Origin of the sequence: Arthrobacter sp. Bi26 (genome assembly GCF_918697925.1) — a bacterium.
In the GTDB taxonomy this organism is placed as follows: domain Bacteria; phylum Actinomycetota; class Actinomycetes; order Actinomycetales; family Micrococcaceae; genus Arthrobacter.
In genome coordinates, this window is record NZ_CAKKMF010000035.1 from 1 (window position 1) to 23,452 (window position 23,452).

25 protein-coding genes are annotated in these 23,452 nt (G+C 68.9%); 11 read left to right on the plus strand and 14 right to left on the minus strand.

Translation table 11 applies throughout. The features are described 5' to 3' along the window. A partial coding sequence (locus LQV16_RS11125) for an IclR family transcriptional regulator (protein ID WP_229993951.1) occupies positions 1-897 on the minus strand: 897 nt, incomplete at its 3' end. Positions 898-1,470: 573 nt separating this feature from the next. Here LQV16_RS11125 and LQV16_RS11130 point away from each other — a divergent pair. From LQV16_RS11130 to LQV16_RS11140, 3 genes are all read left to right on the plus strand, one after another. Continuing rightward, positions 1,471-2,385, plus strand: a complete 915-nt coding sequence (locus LQV16_RS11130) for an alpha/beta hydrolase (protein ID WP_229993952.1) — start codon at positions 1,471-1,473, stop codon at positions 2,383-2,385. Between the two features lie 63 nt (positions 2,386-2,448). After that, positions 2,449-3,366, plus strand: coding sequence for an SDR family oxidoreductase (locus tag LQV16_RS11135; protein ID WP_229993953.1), 918 nt, complete (start codon positions 2,449-2,451; stop codon positions 3,364-3,366). Positions 3,367-3,469: 103 nt separating this feature from the next. Then, positions 3,470-3,910: a protein-tyrosine phosphatase family protein gene (locus tag LQV16_RS11140; protein ID WP_229993954.1), complete on the plus strand. Its 441-nt coding sequence runs from the start codon at positions 3,470-3,472 to the stop codon at positions 3,908-3,910. Positions 3,911-3,929: 19 nt separating this feature from the next. Here LQV16_RS11140 and LQV16_RS11145 read toward each other — a convergent pair whose 3' ends face one another. The 3 genes from LQV16_RS11145 to LQV16_RS11155 are packed head-to-tail and all read right to left on the minus strand — an operon-like array spanning position 3,930 to position 5,553. Continuing rightward, positions 3,930-4,901, minus strand: a complete 972-nt coding sequence (locus LQV16_RS11145; protein ID WP_229993955.1) for an NAD(P)-dependent alcohol dehydrogenase — start codon at positions 4,899-4,901, stop codon at positions 3,930-3,932. Next, positions 4,898-5,131 carry a helix-turn-helix transcriptional regulator gene (locus LQV16_RS11150; RefSeq protein WP_090579051.1) on the minus strand — a complete coding sequence of 78 codons (234 nt, stop codon included), beginning with the start codon at positions 5,129-5,131 and terminating at the stop codon, positions 4,898-4,900. The genes LQV16_RS11145 and LQV16_RS11150 overlap by 4 nt, the downstream gene beginning before the upstream one ends. After that, entirely contained in the window at positions 5,125-5,553 is a 429-nt protein-coding gene (locus LQV16_RS11155; protein WP_229993956.1) for a hypothetical protein, read from the minus strand. Before LQV16_RS11155 ends, LQV16_RS11150 begins: the two co-directional genes overlap by 7 nt. A 375-nt stretch (positions 5,554-5,928) precedes the next feature. Here LQV16_RS11155 and LQV16_RS11160 point away from each other — a divergent pair, with 375 nt between their 5' ends. Both LQV16_RS11160 and LQV16_RS11165 read left to right on the plus strand, forming a co-directional pair. Then, on the plus strand, positions 5,929-7,425 hold the full coding sequence (locus LQV16_RS11160; RefSeq protein ID WP_229993957.1) for an amino acid permease: 1,497 nt from the start codon (positions 5,929-5,931) through the stop codon (positions 7,423-7,425). Between the two features lie 59 nt (positions 7,426-7,484). Continuing rightward, positions 7,485-8,138 carry a LysE family translocator gene (locus tag LQV16_RS11165; protein ID WP_229993958.1) on the plus strand — a complete coding sequence of 218 codons (654 nt, stop codon included), beginning with the start codon at positions 7,485-7,487 and terminating at the stop codon, positions 8,136-8,138. Positions 8,139-8,190: 52 nt separating this feature from the next. Here LQV16_RS11165 and LQV16_RS11170 read toward each other — a convergent pair whose 3' ends face one another. Both LQV16_RS11170 and LQV16_RS11175 read right to left on the minus strand, forming a co-directional pair. After that, positions 8,191-8,940, minus strand: a complete 750-nt coding sequence (locus LQV16_RS11170) for a 3-hydroxybutyrate dehydrogenase (RefSeq protein WP_229993959.1) — start codon at positions 8,938-8,940, stop codon at positions 8,191-8,193. 163 nt (positions 8,941-9,103) lie between these two features. Continuing rightward, positions 9,104-10,486: an MFS transporter gene (locus LQV16_RS11175; protein ID WP_229993960.1), complete on the minus strand. Its 1,383-nt coding sequence runs from the start codon at positions 10,484-10,486 to the stop codon at positions 9,104-9,106. A gap of 131 nt (positions 10,487-10,617) precedes the next feature. Between LQV16_RS11175 and LQV16_RS11180 the strand changes: the two genes are divergently transcribed. Continuing rightward, entirely contained in the window at positions 10,618-11,535 is a 918-nt protein-coding gene (locus LQV16_RS11180) for a LysR family transcriptional regulator (RefSeq protein ID WP_229993961.1), read from the plus strand. Positions 11,536-11,563: 28 nt separating this feature from the next. Here LQV16_RS11180 and LQV16_RS11185 read toward each other — a convergent pair whose 3' ends face one another. Continuing rightward, on the minus strand, positions 11,564-12,505 hold the full coding sequence (locus LQV16_RS11185; protein WP_229993962.1) for a fused MFS/spermidine synthase: 942 nt from the start codon (positions 12,503-12,505) through the stop codon (positions 11,564-11,566). Positions 12,506-12,737: 232 nt separating this feature from the next. Between LQV16_RS11185 and LQV16_RS11190 the strand changes: the two genes are divergently transcribed. The 3 genes from LQV16_RS11190 (at position 12,738) to LQV16_RS11200 (ending at position 16,857) form a co-directional block, all read left to right on the plus strand. Beyond that, the gene (locus LQV16_RS11190; protein WP_229993963.1) at positions 12,738-13,664 is read left to right on the plus strand and encodes a universal stress protein; all 927 of its coding nucleotides are present in this window, start codon (positions 12,738-12,740) and stop codon (positions 13,662-13,664) included. 55 nt (positions 13,665-13,719) lie between these two features. Beyond that, positions 13,720-14,727: a zinc-dependent alcohol dehydrogenase family protein gene (locus LQV16_RS11195; RefSeq protein WP_290369362.1), complete on the plus strand. Its 1,008-nt coding sequence runs from the start codon at positions 13,720-13,722 to the stop codon at positions 14,725-14,727. A 177-nt stretch (positions 14,728-14,904) separates the two neighbouring features. Next, positions 14,905-16,857 (plus strand): heavy metal translocating P-type ATPase, encoded by a 1,953-nt coding sequence (locus LQV16_RS11200; RefSeq protein WP_229993965.1) that lies wholly within the window; start codon positions 14,905-14,907, stop codon positions 16,855-16,857. Here LQV16_RS11200 and LQV16_RS11205 read toward each other — a convergent pair. The 6 genes from LQV16_RS11205 to LQV16_RS11230 all read right to left on the minus strand — a co-directional run bounded on the left by LQV16_RS11205 (position 16,838) and on the right by LQV16_RS11230 (position 21,908). After that, the gene (locus LQV16_RS11205; protein ID WP_229993966.1) at positions 16,838-17,056 is read right to left on the minus strand and encodes a three-helix bundle dimerization domain-containing protein; all 219 of its coding nucleotides are present in this window, start codon (positions 17,054-17,056) and stop codon (positions 16,838-16,840) included. The two genes, LQV16_RS11200 and LQV16_RS11205, sit on opposite strands and share 20 nt — an antisense overlap. Positions 17,057-17,099: 43 nt before the next feature. Next, positions 17,100-17,888, minus strand: coding sequence for a glycosyltransferase (locus tag LQV16_RS11210; RefSeq protein WP_229993967.1), 789 nt, complete (start codon positions 17,886-17,888; stop codon positions 17,100-17,102). A 5-nt stretch (positions 17,889-17,893) separates the two neighbouring features. Then, the gene (locus tag LQV16_RS11215) at positions 17,894-19,453 is read right to left on the minus strand and encodes a bifunctional PIG-L family deacetylase/class I SAM-dependent methyltransferase (RefSeq protein ID WP_229993968.1); all 1,560 of its coding nucleotides are present in this window, start codon (positions 19,451-19,453) and stop codon (positions 17,894-17,896) included. After that, on the minus strand, positions 19,447-20,553 hold the full coding sequence (locus LQV16_RS11220) for an acyl-CoA dehydrogenase family protein (RefSeq protein ID WP_229993969.1): 1,107 nt from the start codon (positions 20,551-20,553) through the stop codon (positions 19,447-19,449). Before LQV16_RS11220 ends, LQV16_RS11215 begins: the two co-directional genes overlap by 7 nt. A gap of 219 nt (positions 20,554-20,772) precedes the next feature. Next, positions 20,773-21,450, minus strand: coding sequence for an O-methyltransferase (locus LQV16_RS11225; RefSeq protein WP_229993970.1), 678 nt, complete (start codon positions 21,448-21,450; stop codon positions 20,773-20,775). A gap of 92 nt (positions 21,451-21,542) precedes the next feature. Next, entirely contained in the window at positions 21,543-21,908 is a 366-nt protein-coding gene (locus LQV16_RS11230) for a thiamine-binding protein (protein ID WP_229993971.1), read from the minus strand. Between the two features lie 176 nt (positions 21,909-22,084). On the opposite strand from LQV16_RS11230, the gene LQV16_RS11235 reads away from it, so the two are divergent. Next, positions 22,085-22,717: a TetR/AcrR family transcriptional regulator gene (locus LQV16_RS11235; protein WP_229993972.1), complete on the plus strand. Its 633-nt coding sequence runs from the start codon at positions 22,085-22,087 to the stop codon at positions 22,715-22,717. 33 nt (positions 22,718-22,750) lie between these two features. Then, on the plus strand, positions 22,751-23,167 hold the full coding sequence (locus LQV16_RS11240; protein ID WP_229993973.1) for a YkvA family protein: 417 nt from the start codon (positions 22,751-22,753) through the stop codon (positions 23,165-23,167). Here the strand turns inward: LQV16_RS11240 and LQV16_RS11245 are convergent. Further along, a complete protein-coding gene (locus tag LQV16_RS11245; protein WP_229993974.1) occupies positions 23,164-23,421 on the minus strand; it encodes a hypothetical protein in 258 nt (85 codons plus the stop codon). The genes LQV16_RS11240 and LQV16_RS11245 overlap by 4 nt on opposite strands. Positions 23,422-23,452: the final 31 nt, after the last annotated feature.

Here is a 23,452-nt window from a genome sequence, read left to right on the forward strand (position 1 = left end):
GATCCGGACCGAGAGCTCGTCGGCGACCTTCTGGACCCGGGCGGCCAGGACCGGCCACTGGTCCGCGGGCAGCTTGTCCTCGAGGAAGGTCACGGCGACGGCGGCGGTGGGCCACCCCACGTGGTCGGTTACGGCGGCGGCGATCGAGCCGAAACCGGGGGTCACCTCGCCGTGTTCGGTGGCGTAGCCGCGCTGCCGGACCTGGTCCAGATGGGAGGACAGCGCGGAGTACTTCATGATGGGCGATTCGGTTTCGTGCCGGGCAGTGAAGGCGGCAGCGTTCGGGTACAGCGCCCGCACCTGGGACTTCGGCAGCGCGGCAAGAATCGCGCGGCCGCTCGCGGTGAGGTGGCTGGGCAGCCGGACCCCGACGTCGGTCACCAAAGACGGCCGGTTCTTGGCCCGCTCTTCCACGATGTAGAGCACGTCGCGGCCGTGCAGCACAGCCAGATGCGCGCTTTCGCCAATCACGTCCACGAGCGAGGCGAGCATCGGCCGGCCCAGCCGGGACAGCGGCTCCTGCCGCGAATAGGCCGAGCTGAGTTCGAAGGCGCTGATGCCCAGGCCGTAGCGCTGCTCCTCATGCAGATGGAGCACGAAGCCGTTCGCTTCCATCACTCCGAGCAGGTGGTAGACGCTGGAGCGCGGCAGCCCCAGCGCGGTGGCAATGTTCGACGCCGCCATCGGTCCGCGCCGGGAGGCCAGCAGCTTGAGGATGCGCAGGGTGTTCTCGGCGGCAGGGACTTTCGACGTCGCCCTGGTGCCGGCGGCTCGGCGGACCGGGGCGGGAGCCGGTGCCGGCTTGGCCGCCGCGGCGCCGGGCGCGGGAGCGGCAGCGGCAGCGGGCGAATCCGATGCCGCGGGTTGGTGGGTCAGGGTGGTGCTGCTGGCTGGCATGCGTCCTCTTCAAGATCGGGCGGTGTCCGGTATCCCGTACTTAAGAATGCCCCCGCCGGGCGGGTTGCGGTAGGCCATTCAGCCCCACCGGTGTCTGGAATTCCGGACACCTGCAAGGCCGACGTCGGACTTCTCCTAGGGCGACTTCCGAGGCAAGGCAGCAAGCCGCGCGTGCCTGTGGCTGGCGCAGGGGCTTTCAGTCAAATGACAGTGGGGCAATAAATCCAAACAAGTCTCCCCCGGGTGTTCCTTTTGGCCCTTCCCCCGAGCCAAAACACCGGATTACCGTTGAGTCGGCACCACGGCCCGCGGAACCACGGGCGTCAGGGCCGGGATCAGGCGAACAGGCATCGAGGGACTATCGGCGATGGGCTTCACGCAGCGGGTTGAGGACACTGGCGGCGACGACGTCGCGACCGCAGGAGGCAGGGGCGCCAACCTGGGAGAGCTCACCCGTGCAGGCTTCCCCGTCCCGCCCGGATTCGTCATCCTCACTGGCAGCGGCCGGTCCGGTACCTCTACGGCTCCGAATCAGTCTCAGCGACGTTTAGAGACTAGGACCAGGAAGTGACTATGAGTGTTCAACACGAATCCGGCCGCAATGGAGCGGCCACGCTGCGGCGGCACGTCCTTCCGACGGAACTGGGCTCCTGCACGGTGCGGGTCCAGCAGGGCACCGGAAGCCGGTGTCCCGCGCCCGGCACAGCGGATGTCTACCTTCACGGCGCCGCGGGATCCTGGACTTCCTTCCCGCCGTTATTATCCGCGGCGCCAGCCCATGACCGTGTGCTGATTGATCTGCCGGGCTGGGGCGAATCCACGAAGGGTGCCCGGCTGGAGCATTTCAGCATCGAGGCGATGGCACAGGTTGTCACCGAAGTTTTGAACTCGCTCGGCTACCGGCGGTGGAACCTGGTGGGCCACTCCATGGGAGGCTTCCTGGCATTGCACATTGCCGCGGCCTGGCCGGAGAGGACGGCCAGCGTCGCCACCATTTCGGCCACTACATTCGGCGTGTCCGAGGCGGCCCGGCGGCCTCTGCACAGCCTTTCAAGCTTCCCGACGTTTGTCGGCCTGCTGCTGCTCATGCGCTCCATGGCGGCCCTGGGCCCGGCGGGGCCGGCGCTGGTCCGTGCAGTCGGCAGCACACCCGTGACGGGACTGGTATTGTCCCCCTTCTTCGCAGAACCCGCAACCATCCCGGCGGGCGTGCTTCGCGGGCTCGGCGACGACGCCCGGCCGGCCAGCTTCTCCGCAGCAGTCCGGGCCGCGGCGCACTACGACTTTGGCCAGTGGCGCGGCATCAGCTGCCCGGTACTCGCGACGCGCGGGGACAGCGATTTGTTCACGCCTCCTTCTGACCTGAACCGGCTGGCCGAAATAGTCCCGCACGCCCAGCTCGTCACGATCCCGCGTTGCGGACACTTCGCCAATATCGAGCGGCCCGAGTACCTGCAACGGCTGCTCGATGACCTGCGGTCGCCATGAAGTGTCCGCTAAAGATGAATGCCCTGGGCCCGGGAGGGTTCCGCGGAGGAAGGTAGCGAAGGCATGGTTGCAGCGTTGTCGGGCAAGGTCGCCTTGGTAGCAGGGGCCACGCGCGGCGCGGGCCGCGGCACCGCCGTCGCCCTCGGCGAGGCGGAAGCGGTGGTGTACTGCACCGGCCGCACGACCTCCAGCCACCGCTCCGACTACAACCGGCCCGAGACGATCGATGAGACGGCCGGCCTCGTCAGCGCCGCGGGCGGCACCGGGATCGCCGTCGCGGTCGACCATCTCGTACCGTCCGAGGTCGAAGCCCTGGTCCAAAGGATCGACGAGGAACAAGGCCGGCTGGATATCCTGGTCAACGACATCTGGGGTGGCGAGGACTTCATTGAATGGAACACGCCGCTCTGGGCGCACAATCTGGACGCCGGGCTGCAGATGCTCCACCTTGGCCTCGACACCCACCTCATCACCAGCCACTTCGCGCTCCCGCTGCTCGCCCGCCGCCCCGGCGGCCTGGTGGTGGAGATGACCGACGGCACCGGCGAGTACAACGCGCGGCACTACCGGGTGTCGGTGTTTTACGATCTCGTCAAGACCGCGGTGCTCCGCCTGGCGTTCAGCCAGGCCGAGGAGCTGAAGTTGTCCGGGTGCACGGCGCTGGCACTGACGCCCGGCTGGATGCGCTCCGAGATGATGCTCGAACACTTCGGCGTCACCGAGGCGAACTGGCGGGAAGCCGCCAGCACGCAACCGCATTTTGCCGCGATCTCGGAAAGCCCGCTGTTCGTCGGGCGCGCGGTCGCGGCCCTGGCGGCGGACCCCAACGTGCTCAGCCGCACGGGCGGCTCATATTCCTCCGGAGCGCTGGCGCGCGAGTACGGTTTCACCGACACCGACGGCTCGCAGCCGGACTGCTGGAGATACCTCGTCGAAGTCCAGGAAGCGGGACTCGACGCCGATGCCGCCGGCTACCGCTGACCGCTGAGTCCTGGCCCACACCCTCGTGCGCCGGCGGCAGCCAGCCCGGGCACAGCGCGGGCGGACAAGGCCCCACCCCGGCGGAAGGACTACGATCTGGAACATGAAGCAGACGTGGGAACCATCCCAGGACGGCGTCCTGGTTCTTCCGTCCGGCCGAAGCGTCCGCGGCCGGGGACTGCACTACGCGCTGCCCGAGGGCCCGCTGCCTGATTTCGGCCTCTACCTGCTGGGCAAACAGCCGCCCCGGGTGGAGTGGGAGTCCAGATGGTTGCTGTGGCCCGACCTGCGGCTGCCGGCCGACGAGCATGACGCCTTCGACGCATTCCGCGAGGCCTGGCGCCGGGCGGCGGCCGAGCGGGTTGAAGTGGCCTGCTGGCGCGGCATCGGCAGGACCGGAACCGCACTGGCCTGCATCGCCATCCTGGACGGAGTCCCGCCCGCCCAGGCGGTGTCCTACGTCAGGCGCAAGTACCGGCGTCGGACGGTGGAGACTCCGGGGCAGCGGCGGTACGTCGCCCGCTTTCACGCGGACACGCCGTAGGCCGGCTCAGTAGGCCAGGTCAAACAGTGACGACGGCCTTGCCGCGGAGGTGGCCATCGCGCAGGTCCCGGATTGCCGCCGGAGCGTCCGCCAGGGCATAGCACTTGCCGATAACCGGGGTCACCGCGCCCGCCTCGATGAGCCCGGTCAGGAACCGGAGGTCCTCCGCGCGCTCTGCGGACATGACGCCCGTGAGCCGCTGGCCGACAAACACGGAGAGCAGAGCCGCGCCGAGCGAGCGTCCAATGCCTCCGGCCAGCCGCCCTCCGCCTTCCCCGCCGACGATCGCGAGCGTTCCCTTCGGCTTGAGCGCCCGCCGGAGGACGGCGACCGGGCGGTTGCCGGCGGTGTCGACAATGAGGTCGAACTGCCTGGCCCCGTCCGCGAAGTCGTCATGTTTGTAGTCGATGACATGGTCCGCGCCGATCGAGCGGACCAGATCGGTTTTCGCAGTACTGCACACCCCCGTCACCTGCGCCCCGAACGCCTTGGCGAGCTGCACCGCATACGCGCCGACACCGCCGGCCGCGCCGATGACGAGGACCTCCTGCCCGGCCTGGACCCTGCCGGCGTCCCGGAGCGCCTGGAGGGCCGTGACGGCGGAGATCGGGACGGCGGCGGCCTGCTCGAAGCTGAGGTTCTTGGGCTTCAGCGCGAGCCGGGCTTCCTTTGCGCACGCGTATTCGGCGAAGGATCCCTCGCAGGTGCCGTACACCTCATCCCCCGCGCGAAAGCCGACGACGTTCCGGCCGACAGCCTCCACCTGGCCCGCCACGGCCCGGCCCCGGATGCGGGTCTTCGGTTTCCTCAGCCCGTAGCCGACCGCACGGGTCAGGTACGGAAGCCCCGTCATGAGGTGCCAGACGCCCTGGTCGACGCCGGCGGCCCGTACCCGGATCAGCACGTCGTCATCGCCGGGCACGGGGGCTTCGGTCTCGCGCAGTTCCAGCACTTCAACGGAACCGTAAACATCCTGAACGATCGCTTTCATGGTGTTTCTCCTTCAAAGTCGGGGTATTGGAAGACGTCATCGAGCGGAACTTTGAGAACGTGGGCGATCTGGAACGCCAGTTCAAGCGACGGCGAGTAGCGGCCTTGTTCAATCGCGATGACCGTCTGGCGGGTCACACCGATACGTTCGGCGAGCTCCGCCTGGGTCAGCTCGCCGCTTTCGAAGCGCAGGCGCCGGATGGAGTTGGTGACCCGGGTCGGCTTCACCACGGCTGGAAGCCCTTGCGGTAGGCGACCACCTTGGCCACGGATCCCAGGATTGCCGAAAGGACGAAGGCCAGGTAGATGACGTTGGCGATCCAGAAGTGGTCGAGCTCGGCCACGGCCAGGAGGAGCGCCGTCACGGCCCCGACGACGAGGAAGGACTGGCCGATGTACTCGCCGAAGCGGTAGATCTCCTTGTCCCGCTGGTCTTTCATGCCGGCGTCCTTGGCGGACAGGGCCCGGATCACCAGGTGGAGCACGATCGAGAGGCCGATCGAAGCGCCGACCGTCCACAGCAGCGGCGCCACGTACGGCACTTCTGTGAGCGGCATAGTGCCGGCCAGACCAAAAACGACGGCGAGGTACGCGGTGTAGGTTGCGGCCGCAAGCACCCCCATGATCCAGGCGCTCTTCTCTTCAAATGACATCTGCCGCTCCCGCGCAACCAAATCGATGTAAAACAAACCTGACATCCCAAAAGTAAAGAAAACCTGACATGGTGTCAAGAGTTTTCGACTCGCTTTAGGTTTGGGTCCGACGGCGGCGGCGACCGTGCCGCCCGCGATCCGACCGCGCTTGGTCCCCGCGCGGAGTTTCCCCACCTTTGCCACCACGACGCCGGCACGCGCCGCCATCGCGGGACCACACGCCGCAAGGCCCCGCCAAAGGTGGGGAATCCCGGCGGCGGGGACGCCGCACAGTCTGAAATCAAAGACACGAAGTACCCGTGAGACTCATCACAGCAAGGCCGGACATGGTCTGCTGGATAGCGATCCCCCTCCCAATGACGAGAAGGTATTCGCATGCAACAAGCCCAAACCGCCACGAAGCCGGCACCTGACGAAGCAGGCACCGGCAGCGCCGTCACCACCGTCGGCGCAGCCGTTGACTCCGTACTCAGCCGGGGACTCAACGTCCGCCACATCCGCTTCATGGCGCTGGGATCGGCGATCGGCACGGGGCTTTTCTACGGCTCCGCCTCCGCCATCCAGAAGGCCGGGCCCGCCGTCTTGCTTGCCTACATGATCGGCGGCGCCGCAGTCTTCATGGTGATGCGGGCCCTGGGCGAAATGGCGGTGCGGCACCCGGTATCCGGGTCCTTCGGCCAGTACGCGAGCCGTTACCTGGGGCCGCTGGCCGGGTTCGTGACCGGCTGGACCTATGTCTTCGAGATGGCGATCGTGGCCATCGCGGATGTCACGGCCTTCAGCATCTACATGGGATTCTGGTTCCCCGACGTGGAGCGCTGGGTCTGGATCCTGGCCATCATCTTCTTCCTGGCGGCCCTGAACCTGCTCAGCGTCAAGGTGTTCGGTGAGCTGGAATTCTGGTTCTCCCTGATCAAGGTTGCGGCCATCATCGCCATGATCGCGGGTGGGGCGGCGATCATCGTCTTCGGTTTCCAGGCCGGCGGCGCCACCGTGGCGCCCGGGCTTGGCAACCTCGTGGACCACGGGGGCGTGTTCCCCAACGGGTTCGAAGGGCTCCTGGCCTCCTTCGCCGTCGTGATGTTCGCGTTCGGCGGCATAGAAACCCTCGGCATCACCGCCGGTGAAGCCGCCGACCCGAAAAAGGTCATCCCCAAGGCAGTCAACACCGTTCCCGTCCGGGTCCTGCTGTTCTATGTGCTGACCCTCGGCGTGCTGATGAGCCTGTTCCCGTGGGATGAAATTGGCAGCAACGGCAGCCCCTTCGTGCAGATCTTCAGCGGTCTGGGCATCCCGGCAGCGCCCCACATCCTCAACGCCGTCGTGATCACGGCGGCGCTCTCGGCAGTCAACAGCGACATCTTCGGCGCCGGCCGGATCCTCTTCGGCCTTGCCCGGCAGGGCCACGCCCCGGCGAGCTTCGGCAAGGTCTCCCGTCACGGGGTGCCGTGGATGACCGTGGTGATGATGACCGGCATCCTGCTGGTGGGAGTGGTCCTGAACGCCGTGATCCCGGAGGACGTCTTCCTGCTGATCGCCTCGATCGCCACCTTCGCCACCGTGTGGGTCTGGGCCATGATCCTGGCCTCCCATGTCGCCATGAAACGCGAGATCGCCCGCAAGTCCCTGCCGGCGTCGGAGTTCCCCTCACCGTGGTGGCCCGCCGCCTCCGTGCTGACCATCGCGTTCATGGCCCTCGTGATCGTGATTCTGGGCGTCTTCGAGGACACGCGCGTGGCGCTGTACGTGGGCGCCGTCTGGCTCGGCGTCCTGGTACTCGCCTACCGGCTCTGGGTCCGCGGCCACGGCCGGGCGCGGGCGGAACTCGTGGATGAAACGGCCCAGCTCCCGCAGGTTCCCGCCGGGCGGTAAACGGCGCCTCCCCCTCAGGGGCCGCTCCCGGGAGTGGCCCCGCGGGGTTAAGATCAGGCATGGTCCCCGTGCCCAACGTCCTCGCCTTTGCCCTCGCCTCCCTCGTGCTCATCGCCGTCCCGGGGCCCAGCGTGCTGTTCGTGATCGGACGGACCCTGGCCCTGGGACGCAGGGGCGGGCTGTTGAGCGTCCTGGGGAACGCTGCCGGCGAGGTGGTGCAGATCGCCGCCGTGGCCCTGGGCGTCGGCGTGGTGCTGGCCCAGTCCGTGCTGCTGTTCAGCGTGGTGAAATTCGCGGGCGCCGCCTATCTTGTCTACCTCGGGATCCAGGCGATCCGGCACCGGGGCGGCGGACCGGCGACGGCATCGTCCTCGAACCCGTCCTCGACCGCCCGCGTGCTCCGGGAGGGCTTCATCGTGGGTGCGACCAACCCCAAGTCGATTGTGTTCTTCGTGGCCGTGCTTCCGCAGTTCGTGGACTACTCCGCCGGCGCGATTCCGGTGCAGCTCGGAACCCTGGGGGCCATCTTCTTGCTGATTGCCCTGGTCTCAGACAGCACGTGGTCCCTCGCGGCGGGAACGGCCCGGCACTGGTTTGCCCGCTCGCCCCGGCGGATCGCCGCGCTCAGCACCACCGGCGGCGTGATGATGATCGGCCTGGGCGGCACGCTCGCGCTCGTGGGCAACTCTGCGGAGTTCCAGCCGGGCAATTAGCCGGGCAACCCGGCCGGCAAGCGAGCCGCAACCCAGCCGTGCCGGCGACCGGCTACCGCGCGGACCAGCCGCCGTCCATCGTGTAGCTGGCGCCGGTGACCATGCCGGCGTCGTCCGATGCCAGCCACGCCACGAGGGACGCCACTTCCTCGGGTTCCACCAGCCGCTTGACCGCCGATTCGGTCAGCATGATCTTTGCGAGGACCTCGGACTCCGGAATGCCGTGCACCTTGGCCTGGTCCGCGATCTGCGACTCCACCAGGGGTGTCCGGACGTAGCCGGGGTTGATGCAGTTGGACGTGACTCCGTGCGCCCCGCCTTCGAGTGCCGTCACCTTACTCAGGCCTTCCAGTCCGTGCTTGGCCGAAACATAGGCGCTCTTGAACGGCGAGGCCCGCAGCCCGTGCACGGAGGACAGGTTGATGATCCGGCCGAAGTTGTTGGCGTACATGTGCGGCAGCGCGGCCCGGATCAGCAGGAACGGCGCCTCGAGCATGAGGGTGATGATGCGGCGGAAGTCGGCCGGATCGAACTCCTCGATGGGGCTGATGCGCTGGATTCCGGCGTTGTTCACAAGGATGTCGCAGTCCAGGCTGAGCGTCTGGAGGGATTCAACGTCAAGTAGGTTGACGGCCCACACAGTGCCGCCGACCTCGTCGGCGAGTGCTGCGGCGGCGGACTCGTCCACGTCCGCGATCACCACTTTGGCCCCGCGTGCCGCCAGGGCGCGGACGCTGGCTGCGCCGATCCCGCCGGCGCCGCCGGTGACCAGGGCCTTGCGTCCGTTCAGCGTGTTTTCCATAACTCAGCCTTCCATATCTAAAGATTCGATGAGGCGGCCGGCTCCAGCGTGGCTGGAGCCGGCCCAAACTCAAGCGGCCCAGTTACTCAAGCAGCCCAGTAACGCAAGCGGCCCAGTTACTCAAGCAGCCCAGTAACGCAAGCGGCCCAGTAACGCAAGCAGCTCAGCGCATGGCTGCTACGGGCAGGCCTTCGCGTTCGGCGTCGGCCCGGTCCACGTCCTCCAGTGCGATGCCCTTGGTTTCCTTCAGGCTAAGCACTGCCACGGTGGTGATGGCGCAGGCGACCACCAGGTAGATCGCGGTGGGCAGCCACGAGCCGGTGTCCTTGAGCCACTGGGTGGCCAGGAGCGGCGCCAGCGAACCGGCGAAGATCGAGGTGACCTGCGAGCCCAGGGAGACCCCGGCATAGCGCATCCTGGTCGGGAAAAGCTCCGACATCAGGGCCGGCTGGCCGGCATACATGAAGGCGTGCAGGCACAGGCCGATCGTGACGGCCAGGACGATGATCACCGGATTGCGGGTATCGAACATCGGGAAGGCGAAGAACGGCCAGGTGGCGCCGGCGATGGCCCCGACAAGGTAGACCGGCTTCCGGCCCCAGCTGTCCACGAGGCGCCCGACCTGCGGGATGACCAGGAAGTGGATGACGTGGGCGATCAGCAGGGCCAGCAGCAGCGAGGAGGTGTCGTACTTGTGCACGGACTTCAGGTAGACGATCGCGAAGCTGACCACGAGGTAGTACATGATGTTTTCCGCGAACCGGAGGCCCATGGCCTGCAGGATGCCCTTGGGGTATTTGCGGATGACTTCACGGACGCCGTAGCTGACAGACTGCTCTTCCTCCAGCTTGGCCTTGGCCTCGAGGAAGATGGGCGATTCGGAGACGTGGGTGCGGATGTAGTAACCGACGAACACGATCACGGCGGAGAGCCAGAACGCCACACGCCAGCCCCAGCTGAGGAAGTCGGCGGCGCTGAGCACGTTGGACATGATGAACAGGACCAGGGTGGCCAGCAGGTTGCCCACGGGAACGGCGGCCTGGGGCCAGCTGGACCAGAAGCCGCGGGACTTGTTGGGGCTGTGCTCGGCGACGAGCAGAACAGCGCCGCCCCATTCGCCGCCGAGGGCGAAGCCCTGGATGAAGCGCAGGAAGACCAGCAGCGCCGGGGCCAGGTAGCCGATGGAGGCGAAGCCCGGGAGGCAGCCCATCAGGAAGGTGGAGACACCGATGATGATGATGGTCAGCTGCAGGGTGGGCTTGCGGCCGAGCTTGTCGCCGATCTGGCCGAAGACAATGCCGCCCAGCGGGCGGGCCACGAAACCGACGGCGTAGGTCAGGAACGCCTGGATGATGCCGTCCAGCTCGTTGCCGGTGGCGGGGAAGAAGTACTTGCCGAACACCAGGGTGGCGGCGGTGGCATAGAGGAAGAATTCGTACCACTCGACGACGGTTCCCACCATCGAAGCTGCGACGATTTTCTTGAGCCCGGAACCCTTGGATGCGGGTGCTGCGGGGGTTGTTGCAGAGCGTTCGTTTACGCTCATCTGGTTCTCCTTAGTGTCATCGGTGACACGCGCTGTGACGCACAGCACTGAAATGGCTCCATTGAGTATTGCCGCACATTTACGGCGATTCAATGGCCAAACTGGCACCCGGCATGTGCAGAATTGCAGATATGAACGCCAATCCCGATGACCTGTTGGTCCTGCTCGCGGTGTCCCGTTCGGCGAAATTTACGACGGCGGCCCAGACTCTCGGACTGAACCACACCACCGTCTCCCGGCGGATCGCTGCGCTGGAGAAGGCGCTGGGCGGCCGCGTGCTCTCGCGCGCGTCCGGCGGCTGGGAGCTCACCGAGCTCGGTGCCGAGGCCGTGCGGGTGGCCGAGCAGGTCGAGAGTGCCGTGCGCACCCTGGAGCAGCCCGGGCACACCCCGGACCCCATCACCGGCGTCGTCCGGATGACCGCGACGGACGGCTTCAGCGCCTACATCGCCGCCCCGGCCGTGGCCCGGCTCCGCCGCGACCATCCCGGCCTCAGCGTGGAGATCATCACCGTGACGCGCCGGGCGCTCCAGCAGCGTTCCGGCCTGGACATCGAAGTGGTGGTCGGCGAGCCGCAGGTGCACCGGGCAGAGGCCGCGCAGCTCGGCGAGTACATGCTGGGAATGTACGCCTCCCGCGGCTATCTGGCCGAGTACGGCACCCCGGCCAACGTGGAGGAACTGACGGCCCACTCGCTGGTCTATTTCGTGGATTCGATGCTGCAGGTGGACGATCTGGACGCCCCGCGTCGGCTGGTGCCCACAATGCGGGACGGGCTGAGCTCCACCAACGTCTTTGTCCACGTGGAGGCCACCCGCGCCGGCGCCGGGATCGGGTTCCTGCCCTGCTTCGCGGCCGACCTGCATCCGGACCTCGTCCGGCTCCTGCCCGAGGAATTCGCGGAGCTGCTCCCCTACTGGATGGTGCTCCGGCCCGATTCGATGCGCCGGCCGGCAGTGGCAGCCCTCGTGCAGGCACTGCGGGAACAGACCGCGGCGCACCGCGATGCCCTGCTGGGGCGGGGAGCCACCACATCGATTGCTCCGTAGGCGCCGTTATGGTGCCGCAAAAAGGGCGTTACGGAGCAGTCGGCGGCTCAGCAAGGGTCTCAGCAGGCGGTTCAGCCGGGGTTGAACGTGCCGGGTCGTGGCGGACGGCGGCGCCTGCCGCGAACGCCCGCACCTTCCCGTCGTTCCAGATGTGGGCCGGCACCGCTCCGCCGAGCAGGCGCCGCGCGAGGCCGGGATCGTCGTCGAACGGGCTGTCGCTGCCGGCCATGATCATGTTGCCGTAACGCCGGCCCTTGAGCATGGCCGGATCCGCGATGATCACGGTGTGGGCAAAGGCGTCGGCGATGGTGGCGGCGTCTTCGCGGGCATTCCTGAGGTCAGGGGCGTCGCCGGAGTTCACCACGTAGATCCCGCCGGGTGCCAAGACGCGCTTGGCGTGCTCGGTGAATTCCCGGGTTGTCAGCGGCCGCGGGGTCAGCGAGCCTGCGAAGACGTCGCGGATGATCAGGTCCCGGGTCTGCGGGGTCAGGCTCTCGGTGACTTCCCGGGCTTCTCCCACGCGCAGGCGCAGCAGCGGGGCCTTGGGCAGGTCAAACCAGCCACGGACGTAGTCGGCGAGCTTGCCGTCCAGCTCCACCACCACCTGGCGGGCGTCCGGATAGGCGGCGTGGAAGTAGCGGGCCAGTGAGCATGCTCCCCCGCCGAGGTGCAGGGCGCGGAGCTTTGGCTTCGAATCGCGCGGCCAGCGCGACTCGACAAGGGCGGCGATCCAGCGCATGTATTCAAAGTCCAGGAACAACGGGTCTGCGAGATCAATGTGCGAGCTCATGACCCCGTTGATGCGCAGGAGCCAGCCGGTGGAATTGTCCTGGTCCGGGATCAGCTCGCAGTCCCCCGTGTCGATGTAGTACACCCCGGCCACAGGACCGGCCGGCCGGGAACCTTTGGGCACTTCCACCACTCCGGGTTCCGCGGTTCCGGTGCTTCGCCCCCTGCCCCGCTTGGCCATCAGCTATCCCCCGCATTGTGCATGTTTCAACCCTAGTTCACCGGCAGTGGTTCACCGGCAGGGGTGCCCCGGACCCCGATCCCCGGCTGGAGTGGCCCCGCGCGGCCGGACGCTGGCCGTCCGCTGGCCGTCCGCGGGACCAAAGCCCCTACCCATTCCCGGATCGCAGGGTTCTACTGGGGCTGCACATACTGCCGGGCGAGGGGGTGCGTCCGCCGAGCCGGGAGGAAAAATGTCGGCACCCGCAGGGCAGCAGGGCGGCATCGTGGCGGTCGGCTACGGCGGGTCCGAGGCCGCCCAACTCGCCGTTCGCTGGGCCGCCGGCTACGCGGCCGCCGCCGGCCTGAACCTCCGGGTGGTCCATGCCTGGGTGTGGCCGGTCTTCACCAAGAACCTGGGCCCTGTCAAAGGCGTGGCCGGCAGCGGGCTGCGGCACTCCGCGGAAGCCATCCTCGCCGAGGGCATCGAACTGGCCCGCGCCACCGCCCTCGAAGCGGCCGGAGCCGCGCCGCCCGGCGTCGAGGGTGCCGTTCCCGATCGTGCCGTTCCCGAAAATGCGACGGAACACGCGGCCCCCGCCGTCGACGGCGTCATGGAGGCCGGGCTCCCGGCACCGGTGCTGCGCGACGCTGCCCGGGACGCACGGCTGCTGGTGGTGGGCAGCCGTGGCCTTGGCGCCGTCCTGGGCCAGGTGGCCGGCTCGGTCTGCATCGATCTGGCCGGATCGGCACCCTGCCCGGTGATGGTGATCCGGCGCCCGCGCCGCCCGCATCACCCGGTCGTCGTGGGAGTTGACGCCTCGCCCCGCAGCCCAGCCACCGTGGCCGAGGCCATCGCGCTGGCCGAAGTCCTCGGCGCCCCGCTGCAGCTCGTCCACGTGGATCCGCTCCGGGCCGGGGCACGGGAGGAGCACGGCCGCCATGCCCGGCTCCACGGCCAGGAGCTGCTGGACCGGGCCGTCGCTGAGGCCCGCGGGCTGGCATCCGGCCTGGAGGTTTCCGGGGCCCTGCGCGAGGGCCATGGTGCCAGGGAGCTGCTCGACGCCGCGGACGACGCCGACGTCCTGGTGCTCGGGACCCACAACCCCTCGGCAGGACCGGGGAACACGGTCTCCGCCGTGCTGCACAAGGCGCACTGCAACGTGCTGGTCACCCGCTAGCCGCCGCAAATGTAACCAATTCGGACCTGGGGATGCTGCAGAGAAGGAGGCCGCGGTGCGAGCCTGGCGAGTTGGACTTCCGGGGCCCATGTCCAGCGGTCCCCTCGTCGCCGCCGACTGCCCGGATCCTGTGCCGGGACGCGGAGAGGTCCTGCTGAAAGTGCGCGTCTGCGGTGTGTGCCGCACGGACTTACACCTGGCCGAGGGCGACCTCCGGCCGCGGCACCCCGGGACCATCCCGGGACACGAGGTGGTGGGTGAGGTGATCGGACAGGGACCGGGGGCGGCCAGGTTCGGCCTCGGCGAACGGGTGGGCGTTCCCTGGCTGGGCGGCACCTGCGGCGCCTGCCGGTTCTGCGTGCGCGGCCAGGAAAACCTCTGCCTTTCCCCCACCTTTACCGGCTGGGACCGCGACGGCGGCTACGCCGAGCTCATCACGGTGGCCGAGAACTTCGCCTACCGGATCCCGGAGACGTTCAGCGACGAGGAGGCCGCGCCCCTCCTGTGCGCAGGCATCATCGGCTACCGTGCCCTGAGCCGGGCGGAGCTGCCGATCGGCGGCCGGCTGGGCATCTATGGCTTCGGCGGATCCGCGCATCTGGCAGCACAGATTGCCCTGTACCGGGGTGCCCGCGTCTACGTCATGACCCGGTCCGCGGAGGCGCGCAAGCTGGCCCTGGATCTGGGCGCCACGTTCGCCGGCGGGGCCGAGGAGCAGCCGCCGGATCCGCTGGATGCCGCGATCCTCTTTGCCCCCGCAGGCGGGCTCGTGCCGATTGCGCTGCGCGCCCTGGACCGCGGCGGGACGCTCGCCGTCGCGGGCATCCACCTGAGCGACATCCCGCCCCTGCACTACACCGACGAGCTCTTCCAGGAGCGCCAGCTGCGCAGCGTCACGGCCAACACCAGGGCCGACGGCGAGGAGTTCTTCCGGATCGCCGCCGAGATCCCGCTCCGTCCCACCACCGTGGCCTACCCGTTCGAGGCCGCGGACCAGGCCCTGCGGGACCTCGCGGAGGACCGGATCACGGGGGCGGCCGTGCTGCACATGGAGCCGACCTAGCCCGGGTGGTCCCGCGCCCGCCGCCGTCGAAATCGCCGGAACGGTGCGGGCTCGCCTGACACACAGGGACGTTGCGGCGATCTGGCAGGTATCCGGCGAACTCGCGGCGACGCGGGCGCAAAGAGCGTCGAAGTAGGATTCAGTAGTGAAGGACAGGCCGTCGAAGGCAGAACTTTCGTGAAATTCGTGCTGCGGTATCCGCTCGTCACGGGGACATTCCTTGCGCTGCTGGCGGTGGTGGCCATGTTGGCCGCTGGCCACGAAGGCATAGCCCGGGTCGCCGCGAGCGCCTATGCCCTGACCGTGGCGGCCTACCTCGCCGTCGGGATGGCGCGCCGGCTGGCAGGTGGGCAGTGGGGCATCGACATCCTGGCCGTGACCGCAATCGTCAGCACGGTGCTGGTAGGTGAGTACATCGCCTCGATGATTATCGTCCTCATGCTCGCCGGCGGTACGGCCCTCGAAGACTACGCCGCCGGGCGGGCCAGGGGCGAACTCACCGCGTTGCTCGAACGCGTCCCGCAGACGGCACACCGGGAGCGCAACGGCAGCGCCGCCGCCGGAACCCCCACAGACGGCCAGAACGAGGACGTCGCCGCCACCGACGTCGAGATCGGGGACATCCTGCTGGTCAGGCCCGGCGAGGTGGTCCCGCTGGACGGCGTCCTGCTCTCCGATTCCGGGTCGTTCGATGAATCCTCACTCACAGGGGAAAGCCTGCCGGTGGAACGGTCCGCCGGGGACGGCCTCATGAGCGGGTCGTTGAACGGTGAGGTCGCGGTCCGAATGCGCGTCACGGCACGCGTGGAGGATTCGCAATACAGCAGGATCGTCGCCCTCGTTAAGGAGGCGGCGGATAGCAAGGCTCCCATGGTCCGGCTGGCCGACCGCTATGCCGTTCCGTTCACCGCCCTCGCGTACGTTCTCGGCGCCGTGGGCTGGATCGTCAGCGGCAGCCCGGAACGATTCGCCGAGGTCCTCGTTGTGGCCACCCCGTGCCCCCTGCTGATCGCCGCGCCGGTGGCGTTCCTCGGCGGGATGAGCCGCGCCGCGCGCTCCGGCATCATCGTCAAGTACGCCGGAGTGCTCGAACAGCTAAGCCGGATCAAGACGGCCGCCTTCGACAAGACTGGAACCCTCACGTACGGCCGCCCGGCCCTGGTCGGCATCCGGACCGCCGGGAGCCGCACGGCCGACGAGGTCCTCCAGTTGGCGGCGTCCGCTGAACAGTATTCTTCGCACGTCCTGGCCGCATCGGTGATGGACGCGGCCAGGAACCGCGGGATGGCCTTCTCGTCCGCCACCGAGGCCACGGAAGTCGCCACCCACGGGGTGCGGGCCCGGTTCAACGGCCGGGACGTCGTGGTGGGCAAGCCGGCGTTCGTGGCGGAGTGGGCATCCGGCGTGACGGAGGCGAAGCTCACCAGCGGCGAGCTCGCCATTTACGTCGGTGCCGGCGGCGAATTCGTGGGCTCGCTCGTGATGAGCGATCCCATCCGCAAAGAGGCCCGCCGCACCCTCGGCGAGCTCAAGGCGCTGGGCGTGGGCCGGACGGTCATGCTGACCGGCGACGCGCTCGCCACGGCCCGGCACATCGCGGAGGAGGCCGGGCTCTCAGACATCCGCGCCGAGTGCCTCCCGCCGGACAAGGTCGAGGCCGTCAAATCGCTGCCGGACCGTCCGGTCATGATGGTCGGCGACGGCGTCAACGATGCCCCGGTCCTGGCGGTCGCCGACGTCGGAATCGCCATGGGCGCCCGCGGCTCGACGGCGGCCGGCGAATCCGCCGACGTCGTGATCATCCTCGACGACCTCTCCAAGGTGGCGTCGGCCGTCCGGATCGGACGGCGCACCGTGCAGGTGGCCCTGCAGAGCATCTGGATCGGCATCGGGCTGAGCGTGGTCCTCATGCTGGCCGCCGCCGCGGGGTACGTGCCGGCCATCGCCGGCGCACTGACCCAGGAACTGGTGGATCTCGCCACGATCCTGAACGCCCTGCGCGCCCTCGGCCCCGGCCGCCGTCGAAATCGCCGGAAAGCTGCGGGTTCGCCGGGACGTTACGGCGATGTGGCCGGTATCCGGCGAACTCGCGGCTACCGGGACACTGGAGCTAGTCGTTGGCGGCGCTGATCCCGAACTGGCTCTTCAGCCGCACGCGGGCGCCGCGCTCAACCAGCGTGGGTATGTATGTCCTGATCCGGCCTTCGTTCAGGGCGTCGAATTCCTCGCCTACAATCCCGGCGATGTGCATCCGCGGAACGTGCGGAAACCGGGCGGCCAGGCGGTCGACAACCTGATCAATGCTGGGTTCTTTCGCATCGTCAGTCACTCCTTCAGTGTGGGGCGGAGCGGTCCCGGCGTCAACGAAATCCTCAGCCGGCAGGCGGAGGCGGCAACGGGCCCAGGCTCCGCAGGTACGTGCCAAAGCCGTGCGGTGCCCGGGCGTGGGTCCGGCCGGAGGTCAGGACCCGGGTGCTGTCCGTCGCCGTGACCGTAAAGGCGCGGCTGCGGAGGCTGTGCACCAGGGTCCGGTCTTCTTCGGACGTGACCCGTGCGAACCCGCCGGCGGTCAGGTAGGCCGAGGCCCGGACCCCGAAATTCGCGCCGTAGATGTGGGGATGGTCCTCGTGGAAGGGGTGACGTTCGCGCCAGCGCCGGAGCAGCTCAGGGTCCATCCCGGCGGGGTCCGGTTCCACGGATCCAAGCACAGCGTCGGCCCCGGCTTCGGCGAACTCTAGCTGGCGCACCAGCCAGTTCTCCGGCACCCGGGAATCGGCGTCGGTGTTGGCCAGCCAGGTCCGGCCTGCCCAGGGCGGCGGCGTCCAACGCTCGCCGGGCGGCCGCCGCCGTGGCACGCCGATGCCGGAGGCCCGGACGCCCGCGGACCGGCTGGCGCCGGCGCTGCGGCAGCTGACCTCCAGCGCGCTGATACGCGGGTCCGTGGCAGCGTAGGCAGCGGTGATGGCGGCGGAGCCATCCGTACAGCTATCCAGCACCACGGTCACGCGGGTGTCGACGTCGGGCCGGACCTTCTGCAGGGCGTCCGCGGACCGCTGAACGGCCTGCAGTGCCTGCCCAAGGTGGTCTTCTTCGTCGTGCGCGGGCATGACGACGGCGACCCGGTCGATGCGGTGCCCGCGCGGCAACGGCAACGCCGCCATCCGGGTCACCCCGTCCGTTGGGGGGCGCGGTCCGGCTCAGTGTGAGGCGCGGTGTCCGGGGCGGTGCCCGGCTCGGTGTGAGTCGCGGTGTCCGGTGCGGTGTCCGGTGCGGTGTCCGGTGCGGTGTCCGGTGCGAGGAACACTTCGAGGACGAAGTCGCGTTCCTTGTAGATCCCGCCGCCGGTCCAGCCCAGGTGCCGCCGGGCCGCTGCGTGGACCGAGTCGCCGTCGAGTTCCCAGCCGGAAACGGGGTGCCGCCAGTGGCACAGCGCGAGGGTCCCGCCAGGCATGAGAGAGCCCTCAATCCGGTCGAACAGTCCGGCGAGCTCTGCCGGCGAGAGGTAGTAACCCACCTCTGAGACCACGATCAGATCGAATGATCCGTCCGGCCACTCGTGCGGGACTGTCAGGTGCCGCGTCGTTGCCGCGGGCAGGTGGGCGAGCCGCCGGGCGGCGCGGTCCAGGGCGGTGCCGCTGGCGTCAACGGCGAGGAAGCTTCCGCACCGCGGCGCGAGCTCCGCGCTCAGGGTCCCGATCGAGCAGCCGATCTCCAGCCCGGCCGTGTAGCTGTCGCCCGGCAGCGCGGCCAGCGTGAGGGAACGCTTTCGCTGCTCGTACCAGCTCGAGGTGTACTGCCAGGGATCCTCGTCCCTGGCGTGGACCGCATCGAAGAGCCGCTCCGCGTCCCCCGCGGCGTAGGGGCGTGCGGATCCGCCCTCGGCCGGGGCTTTCGCCTCAGCGCCGGATCCGCCTTCGGCCGGGCCGTCCGCCGGATGCCAGGCAAATGTCTCCCAGGTCCGCTCAAAGTGCGCCAGGAAGTCCGGAGGCAGGAGCACCTCGTCGCCCGGCAGCCCGGAGAGCGGCTGCACCTGGGACGTATGCGCCGCCATGGCGGCAGCCTTGGCCTGCAGCTCTGCCGGGCGCAGCGGCAGCCGGAACCAGCCCCGCCATGCCCCGCCGGCCGGGTCTTCCGGTCCATCTGGTGCCGCCCACAGCCAGTACCAGATAGGGTATTCGAGCAAAGCGTAGCCCGCCGCGGCGCTGAGCTCTGCGGCAACGGATCCGAGGACGTCGTGGTCGGAGTGAGCGTCGGAGCGGTACGGCGCCACGAGAACTGTCTTGTCGGCGGTGCGCCCGCACGCGGCCGACGCCTCGCGGACCGCGGCCCGGATCTGCTCCCGGTGCCCGGCGAGTTGTCCGTCGGGCAGGCCAAGGCACTGCCAGTTCCGGTCCCCACCGCCGCCCCCGGAAAGGCGTTCCAGGGCGTCACCGAACTCCTGCAGCCGGACCGCGGCGAGCTGTTCCGGCGTCGTCGTTGGCGAGCCGGGATGCGATCCTTCCCCTGCCGTGCACAGCAGCACGCGGACCGTGGCGCCGACGGCGTGCAGCCGGGCCAGCAACCCGCCGGCCCCGAGCGATTCGTCGTCCGGGTGCGCGGCCAGGACAATGAAGGCCCGGCCGGCGAGTGCAGCGTCATCCAGCGGCAGTTCCGGCAGCCCGGCGGCACGGCTGCCGGCCCACGCGGCCTCGCTGGTCCCGGCATCGTTGTGGGTGAAATTCACCATGGGTTGCTTCCTGTCAGCGTCAGGGTGCCCAGTTGCGCGTCGTCGCGCATGGCGTGGTGCTGGCGGATGTACAGGGCGAGATCGGCCATCCGTTTTCCGTAGCGCTCGTCGAAGGCGAGCGGGGCCGGCCCCAGATTTTGGCTCACGAGCGTCTGGACGCGTTCGACGGCGGCGGCCACGCTTCCCCGCACGCGCAGGGCTTCCTTCCACGCGCCGCGGTCCGAGAGCTCCCCGGCGTCGATCCTCGCGGCCGTTCCGGCCAAGTAGGCGGTCAGTGCGGCAAGCGTCCGGTCAATCTCGCCGAGATGGGCCAGGGCTATCTGGTCCGGCTCCCGTCCGCCGTCGGCTGCTTGCTGCAAGGAGGCGGTGAAGCTGCGCGCCACCGCGACGGCGCCGCCCAGCCAGCAGGCGGCCACGCCCATGCCGCCCCAGGCGAAGCCCGGGCGCCGGTAATACCAGCCGGCGCCGCCGAGGGGCACGGCGGGGACGGCCTCGAAGTGGACGGTGCCGCTGGGAATCTCGCGCAAGCCCCGGCTGGTCCACTCCGGATTCGCGAAGCTCACGCCGTGCGCGTGGAGGTCGACGGCGAAGGCCGCCCGGTCCCCGTTCTCCAGATGGGCCGTCAGCACGGCATGGTCCAGCTGCGCGGCGAGCGAGCACCAGGGCTTGGACCCTTGGAGGATCCACCCGCCGGCGGATTCCTTGGCCTCAAGCCGCAGGGCGGGCGCCTCGGCGGCGAACACCCCCCAGGTCCCCTCGAACTCGGCGCCGTCGGGATTCGGGAAGTCGCCGCCGTCCTGTGCCGCCTTGCCTGCGGCCTGGGCGAGGATCGCCACGGCGTCCAGTTGCGGTTCCAGCACGCGTCCGGCAGCGACGTCGACGGCGGTCACGGAGGCCAGAATCTCCCACAGGAACGCGGTCCGGCCGTCCCCGGGCTTCGGCGCCGTCGCCGCTGCCGCCTTGGCCAGGTCCAGCAGCGCCGGGACATCGCCGACGGCGGCGTGTGCCTCGGACAGCAGGGGGCTGAGCGCGTCCAGGGCGGCGGCCGCGGAGCTGATCCTGACAGGTAGGGGGTAGTGGGCGGTGGGGATCCCGTTCATTGCGACTGCCTGTGTTCCTTCGGACTGGGCGGATTCGGGCTGTGCGGAAGGCGTGTGGGCTGGCTACGTGGCTGGAGTCCTGCGCGTCCGCGGCCGCGCCGCCATCGCTGGCGCCGTCGACAAGCAATCTAAGCATACTTAGCACTTGTTGCTGGCCGGCCGGCCCCACGCATGCGATGCCACCGGCGCTCGTGCGCCCTGGCGGACAACCTCCTGCACCTAGCGGACGATCGCGAGGGCGAAGCCGTCCCAGCCTTTCGAACCCACGGTCTGCATGACGGTGCCGTCCAACCGCGGGTCATCGCCCAGCATCTGGAGCGTGCTGATGATTCCGGGGGCGTTCACCGGGTCCATCGACGCGTCCAGCACGGCGCCTTCCCACACGACGTTGTCCACCACGATGGTGGTGCCGGGCCGGCCAAGCCGGATGGCCCAGTCCAGGTAGTGGGGGCTGTTTTCCTTGTCGGCATCGATGAACACGAAATCGAAGGGCGGTCCCGCCTCGCTTTCCAGCTCCTGCAGGGTGTCCAGTGCCGCGCCGACCCGGATGTCCACCTTGTGGCCCAGGCCGGCGTCGTCAACGTTCGCGCGCGCAACGCGGGCGTGCAGGGGGAGGTACTCGCAGGTGACCAGACGGCCGTCGTCCGGCAGCCCCTGGGCCATCCAGATGGTGCTGAAACCGGCCAGCGTGCCGATCTCCAGGACGCGGCTGGCACCGGAGAGCTGGACCAGCAATTTCAGGAGTTTGCCGGCGTTGGGGGCCACTTCGATTGGCGGCATGCCGGCCTCGAGGGCGCTGGTCACGGCGCGCTTGAGCGAACTATCCGGGCGGACCACCGCGTCGGAGAGGAAGTTCTCCACGGCGACCCAGCCGGGGGTGGACTGATGCTCGATCATGTCCCCAGTGTTCCAGCCGCCCGCGCCCGGCGGTAGTCTCCGGGCGCGGTTTCCGTCCGGTTTTGGGCCGGATTCCGGCGTGCGGACCGGCGCTAGGTTTCCGGCGTGGTTGGAATTTGCGGCCCGGTGCCGCCGGGGCCCTGCCCGTCGATGGCGTTTTCGAGCCGCTCCACCTTGCCGGTCAGCTCGCCGCTGTAGCCGGGCCGGATGTCCGCCTTGAGGACCAGCGAGACGCGGGAACCATAGGCGCCGACCGCGTCTGTGGCCCGCTTGACCACGTCCATGACCTCATCCCACTCGCCCTCGATCTCGGTGAACATGGAACTCGTCCGGTTGGGCAGACCCGACTCGCGGACGATCCGCACCGCGGCCGCGACGGCGTCATGGACCGACGCGTCGCCGGGCGCCTGTCCGTTGGCGGGGTCACCGGAGGGTGCTACGGAGAATGCGACCAGCATGTGGTGGTTCCCTTCACTCAGTTCGGACAGCGGGGCGAAAATTCCAGGGCTGTCCGACACTAGTCTTTCACGGGATTCCGCCCCGACAGCGCCCGGGCGAACCGTCGAAACCGTCACATAAATCACTACCCGCCGGTAACAGGTTCGCGCACCCGTCGCGTTGCTAACCTAGGCAAATGAACCGGGCAGTAGATCGCAGGCCGCTCCGCGCAGATGCCGCGCGCAACGTGGACAAAATTATCGCCGCGGCCCGGCAGTGCTTCCGCGAACACGGCCCCGAGGTGCCGTTGCAGACCATTGCCGTCACCGCCGGGGTGGGTCCGGCCACCCTCTTCCGGAACTTCGCCGACAAGGAAGAACTGGTGCTCGCTGCCCTGAACAGGCAGCTCCGGCTTCAGGTGGATCCGGCCATTGATGAGGCGCTGGCCGATCCGGACGCCGCAGCCGGACTCTTTCGGGTCATCGATGCCACGATGCGTGTTGCCAGCGAAGAGGCCAACCTCCTGGGAGCTGTTGCCGGCCGGCGCGGCCTGCTGGCGGGGATCACCGGCGGCCTGGTTGAATCCATCGCGGTGCTGCTGGGCCGTGGCCAGGGCCAGGGCACCCTGCGCAACGATATTTCCATGACAGACATGATCCGCCTGCTGGCCATGCTGATCGGCGCCGTCGACACGATGGAGCCGGGCTCCGACGCCTGGCGGCGCCCCGTGGCGCTGGTCGAGGACGCCATCCGGACGGAGCGGCCGGACCGGGCATTGCCACCGCAGGCCCCGCTGCCGGGCACCGCGTTCGACTCCGTTCTCGGCTAGGGCCGCCTTGGCAGAGTGGATAGGATCTAGCCCATGGGATGGGAAACCCTTGCCGGGGTAGTCGGCGGTGTACTGGTGGTCTATGCGGTCCTGCTGTTGCTGCTGTGGGGCTATGCCCGCCGGCACCCCGAGACCGTCACCATGAAGGATGCTTTGCGGCTGCTGCCGGACCTTCTTCGGCTCATCCGGCGCTTGCTGGCCGACCGTTCGGTGGCGGTGGGGGTCCGGGTCCGGCTGGCGCTCCTGCTCGTCTACCTGGCCTCCCCGATCGACCTCGTACCGGACTTCATACCGGTGATCGGCTACGCGGACGACGTCGTGATAGTGGCTCTGGTGCTGCGCTCGGTGGTAGCCCGCGCGGGGGGCGACGCCGTCCGGCGCCACTGGCCTGGAACCCCGGAGGGCCTGGCCGTCATGCTGCGGCTCGCCGGGCTCGGGACGCCAGTCTAAGCGTCCTCGGCCGGCTTTTCCTTGGCTTCGAGAAGGTGGTGCTGCAGCTTCTCTTCGGCTTCCCGGCGACGGCGGGACATTTCGCGCATTTCCCTGGTGGACTCAGCCCCTCCAGAAACGAACGGCTCGTGCTGCTTGGACCTCTGATCCTTGCGTGGCTCCGCGACCTCCTGCTCCGCAGCTTCATGCTCCGCAGCTTCATGCTCCGCAGCCGGCTGGTCGGCAGCCGCCTGCTCGCCGTCGTGTTCGCTCATGTTCGAATGCTCCCACGCGATCCCCGCGCCA

What these genes read in the sequence shown, in the direction of transcription:
- LQV16_RS11175 (WP_229993960.1), bottom strand. Translation starts at nt 10,486, where the DNA reads ATGAGCGTAAACGAACGCTCTGCAACAACCCCCGCAGCACCCGCATCC.
- LQV16_RS11245 (WP_229993974.1), bottom strand. Translation starts at nt 23,421, where the DNA reads ATGAGCGAACACGACGGCGAGCAGGCGGCTGCCGACCAGCCGGCTGCG.
- LQV16_RS11160 (WP_229993957.1), top strand. Translation starts at nt 5,929, where the DNA reads ATGCAACAAGCCCAAACCGCCACGAAGCCGGCACCTGACGAAGCAGGC.
- LQV16_RS11165 (WP_229993958.1), top strand. Translation starts at nt 7,485, where the DNA reads ATGGTCCCCGTGCCCAACGTCCTCGCCTTTGCCCTCGCCTCCCTCGTG.
- LQV16_RS11235 (WP_229993972.1), top strand. Translation starts at nt 22,085, where the DNA reads ATGAACCGGGCAGTAGATCGCAGGCCGCTCCGCGCAGATGCCGCGCGC.
- LQV16_RS11210 (WP_229993967.1), bottom strand. Translation starts at nt 17,888, where the DNA reads ATGGCGGCGTTGCCGTTGCCGCGCGGGCACCGCATCGACCGGGTCGCC.
- LQV16_RS11215 (WP_229993968.1), bottom strand. Translation starts at nt 19,453, where the DNA reads ATGGTGAATTTCACCCACAACGATGCCGGGACCAGCGAGGCCGCGTGG.
- LQV16_RS11230 (WP_229993971.1), bottom strand. Translation starts at nt 21,908, where the DNA reads ATGCTGGTCGCATTCTCCGTAGCACCCTCCGGTGACCCCGCCAACGGA.
- LQV16_RS11225 (WP_229993970.1), bottom strand. Translation starts at nt 21,450, where the DNA reads ATGATCGAGCATCAGTCCACCCCCGGCTGGGTCGCCGTGGAGAACTTC.
- LQV16_RS11180 (WP_229993961.1), top strand. Translation starts at nt 10,618, where the DNA reads ATGAACGCCAATCCCGATGACCTGTTGGTCCTGCTCGCGGTGTCCCGT.
- LQV16_RS11220 (WP_229993969.1), bottom strand. Translation starts at nt 20,553, where the DNA reads ATGAACGGGATCCCCACCGCCCACTACCCCCTACCTGTCAGGATCAGC.
- LQV16_RS11155 (WP_229993956.1), bottom strand. Translation starts at nt 5,553, where the DNA reads ATGTCATTTGAAGAGAAGAGCGCCTGGATCATGGGGGTGCTTGCGGCC.
- LQV16_RS11145 (WP_229993955.1), bottom strand. Translation starts at nt 4,901, where the DNA reads ATGAAAGCGATCGTTCAGGATGTTTACGGTTCCGTTGAAGTGCTGGAA.
- LQV16_RS11130 (WP_229993952.1), top strand. Translation starts at nt 1,471, where the DNA reads ATGAGTGTTCAACACGAATCCGGCCGCAATGGAGCGGCCACGCTGCGG.
- LQV16_RS11240 (WP_229993973.1), top strand. Translation starts at nt 22,751, where the DNA reads ATGGGATGGGAAACCCTTGCCGGGGTAGTCGGCGGTGTACTGGTGGTC.
- LQV16_RS11190 (WP_229993963.1), top strand. Translation starts at nt 12,738, where the DNA reads ATGTCGGCACCCGCAGGGCAGCAGGGCGGCATCGTGGCGGTCGGCTAC.
- LQV16_RS11140 (WP_229993954.1), top strand. Translation starts at nt 3,470, where the DNA reads ATGAAGCAGACGTGGGAACCATCCCAGGACGGCGTCCTGGTTCTTCCG.
- LQV16_RS11170 (WP_229993959.1), bottom strand. Translation starts at nt 8,940, where the DNA reads ATGGAAAACACGCTGAACGGACGCAAGGCCCTGGTCACCGGCGGCGCC.
- LQV16_RS11135 (WP_229993953.1), top strand. Translation starts at nt 2,449, where the DNA reads ATGGTTGCAGCGTTGTCGGGCAAGGTCGCCTTGGTAGCAGGGGCCACG.
- LQV16_RS11185 (WP_229993962.1), bottom strand. Translation starts at nt 12,505, where the DNA reads ATGGCCAAGCGGGGCAGGGGGCGAAGCACCGGAACCGCGGAACCCGGA.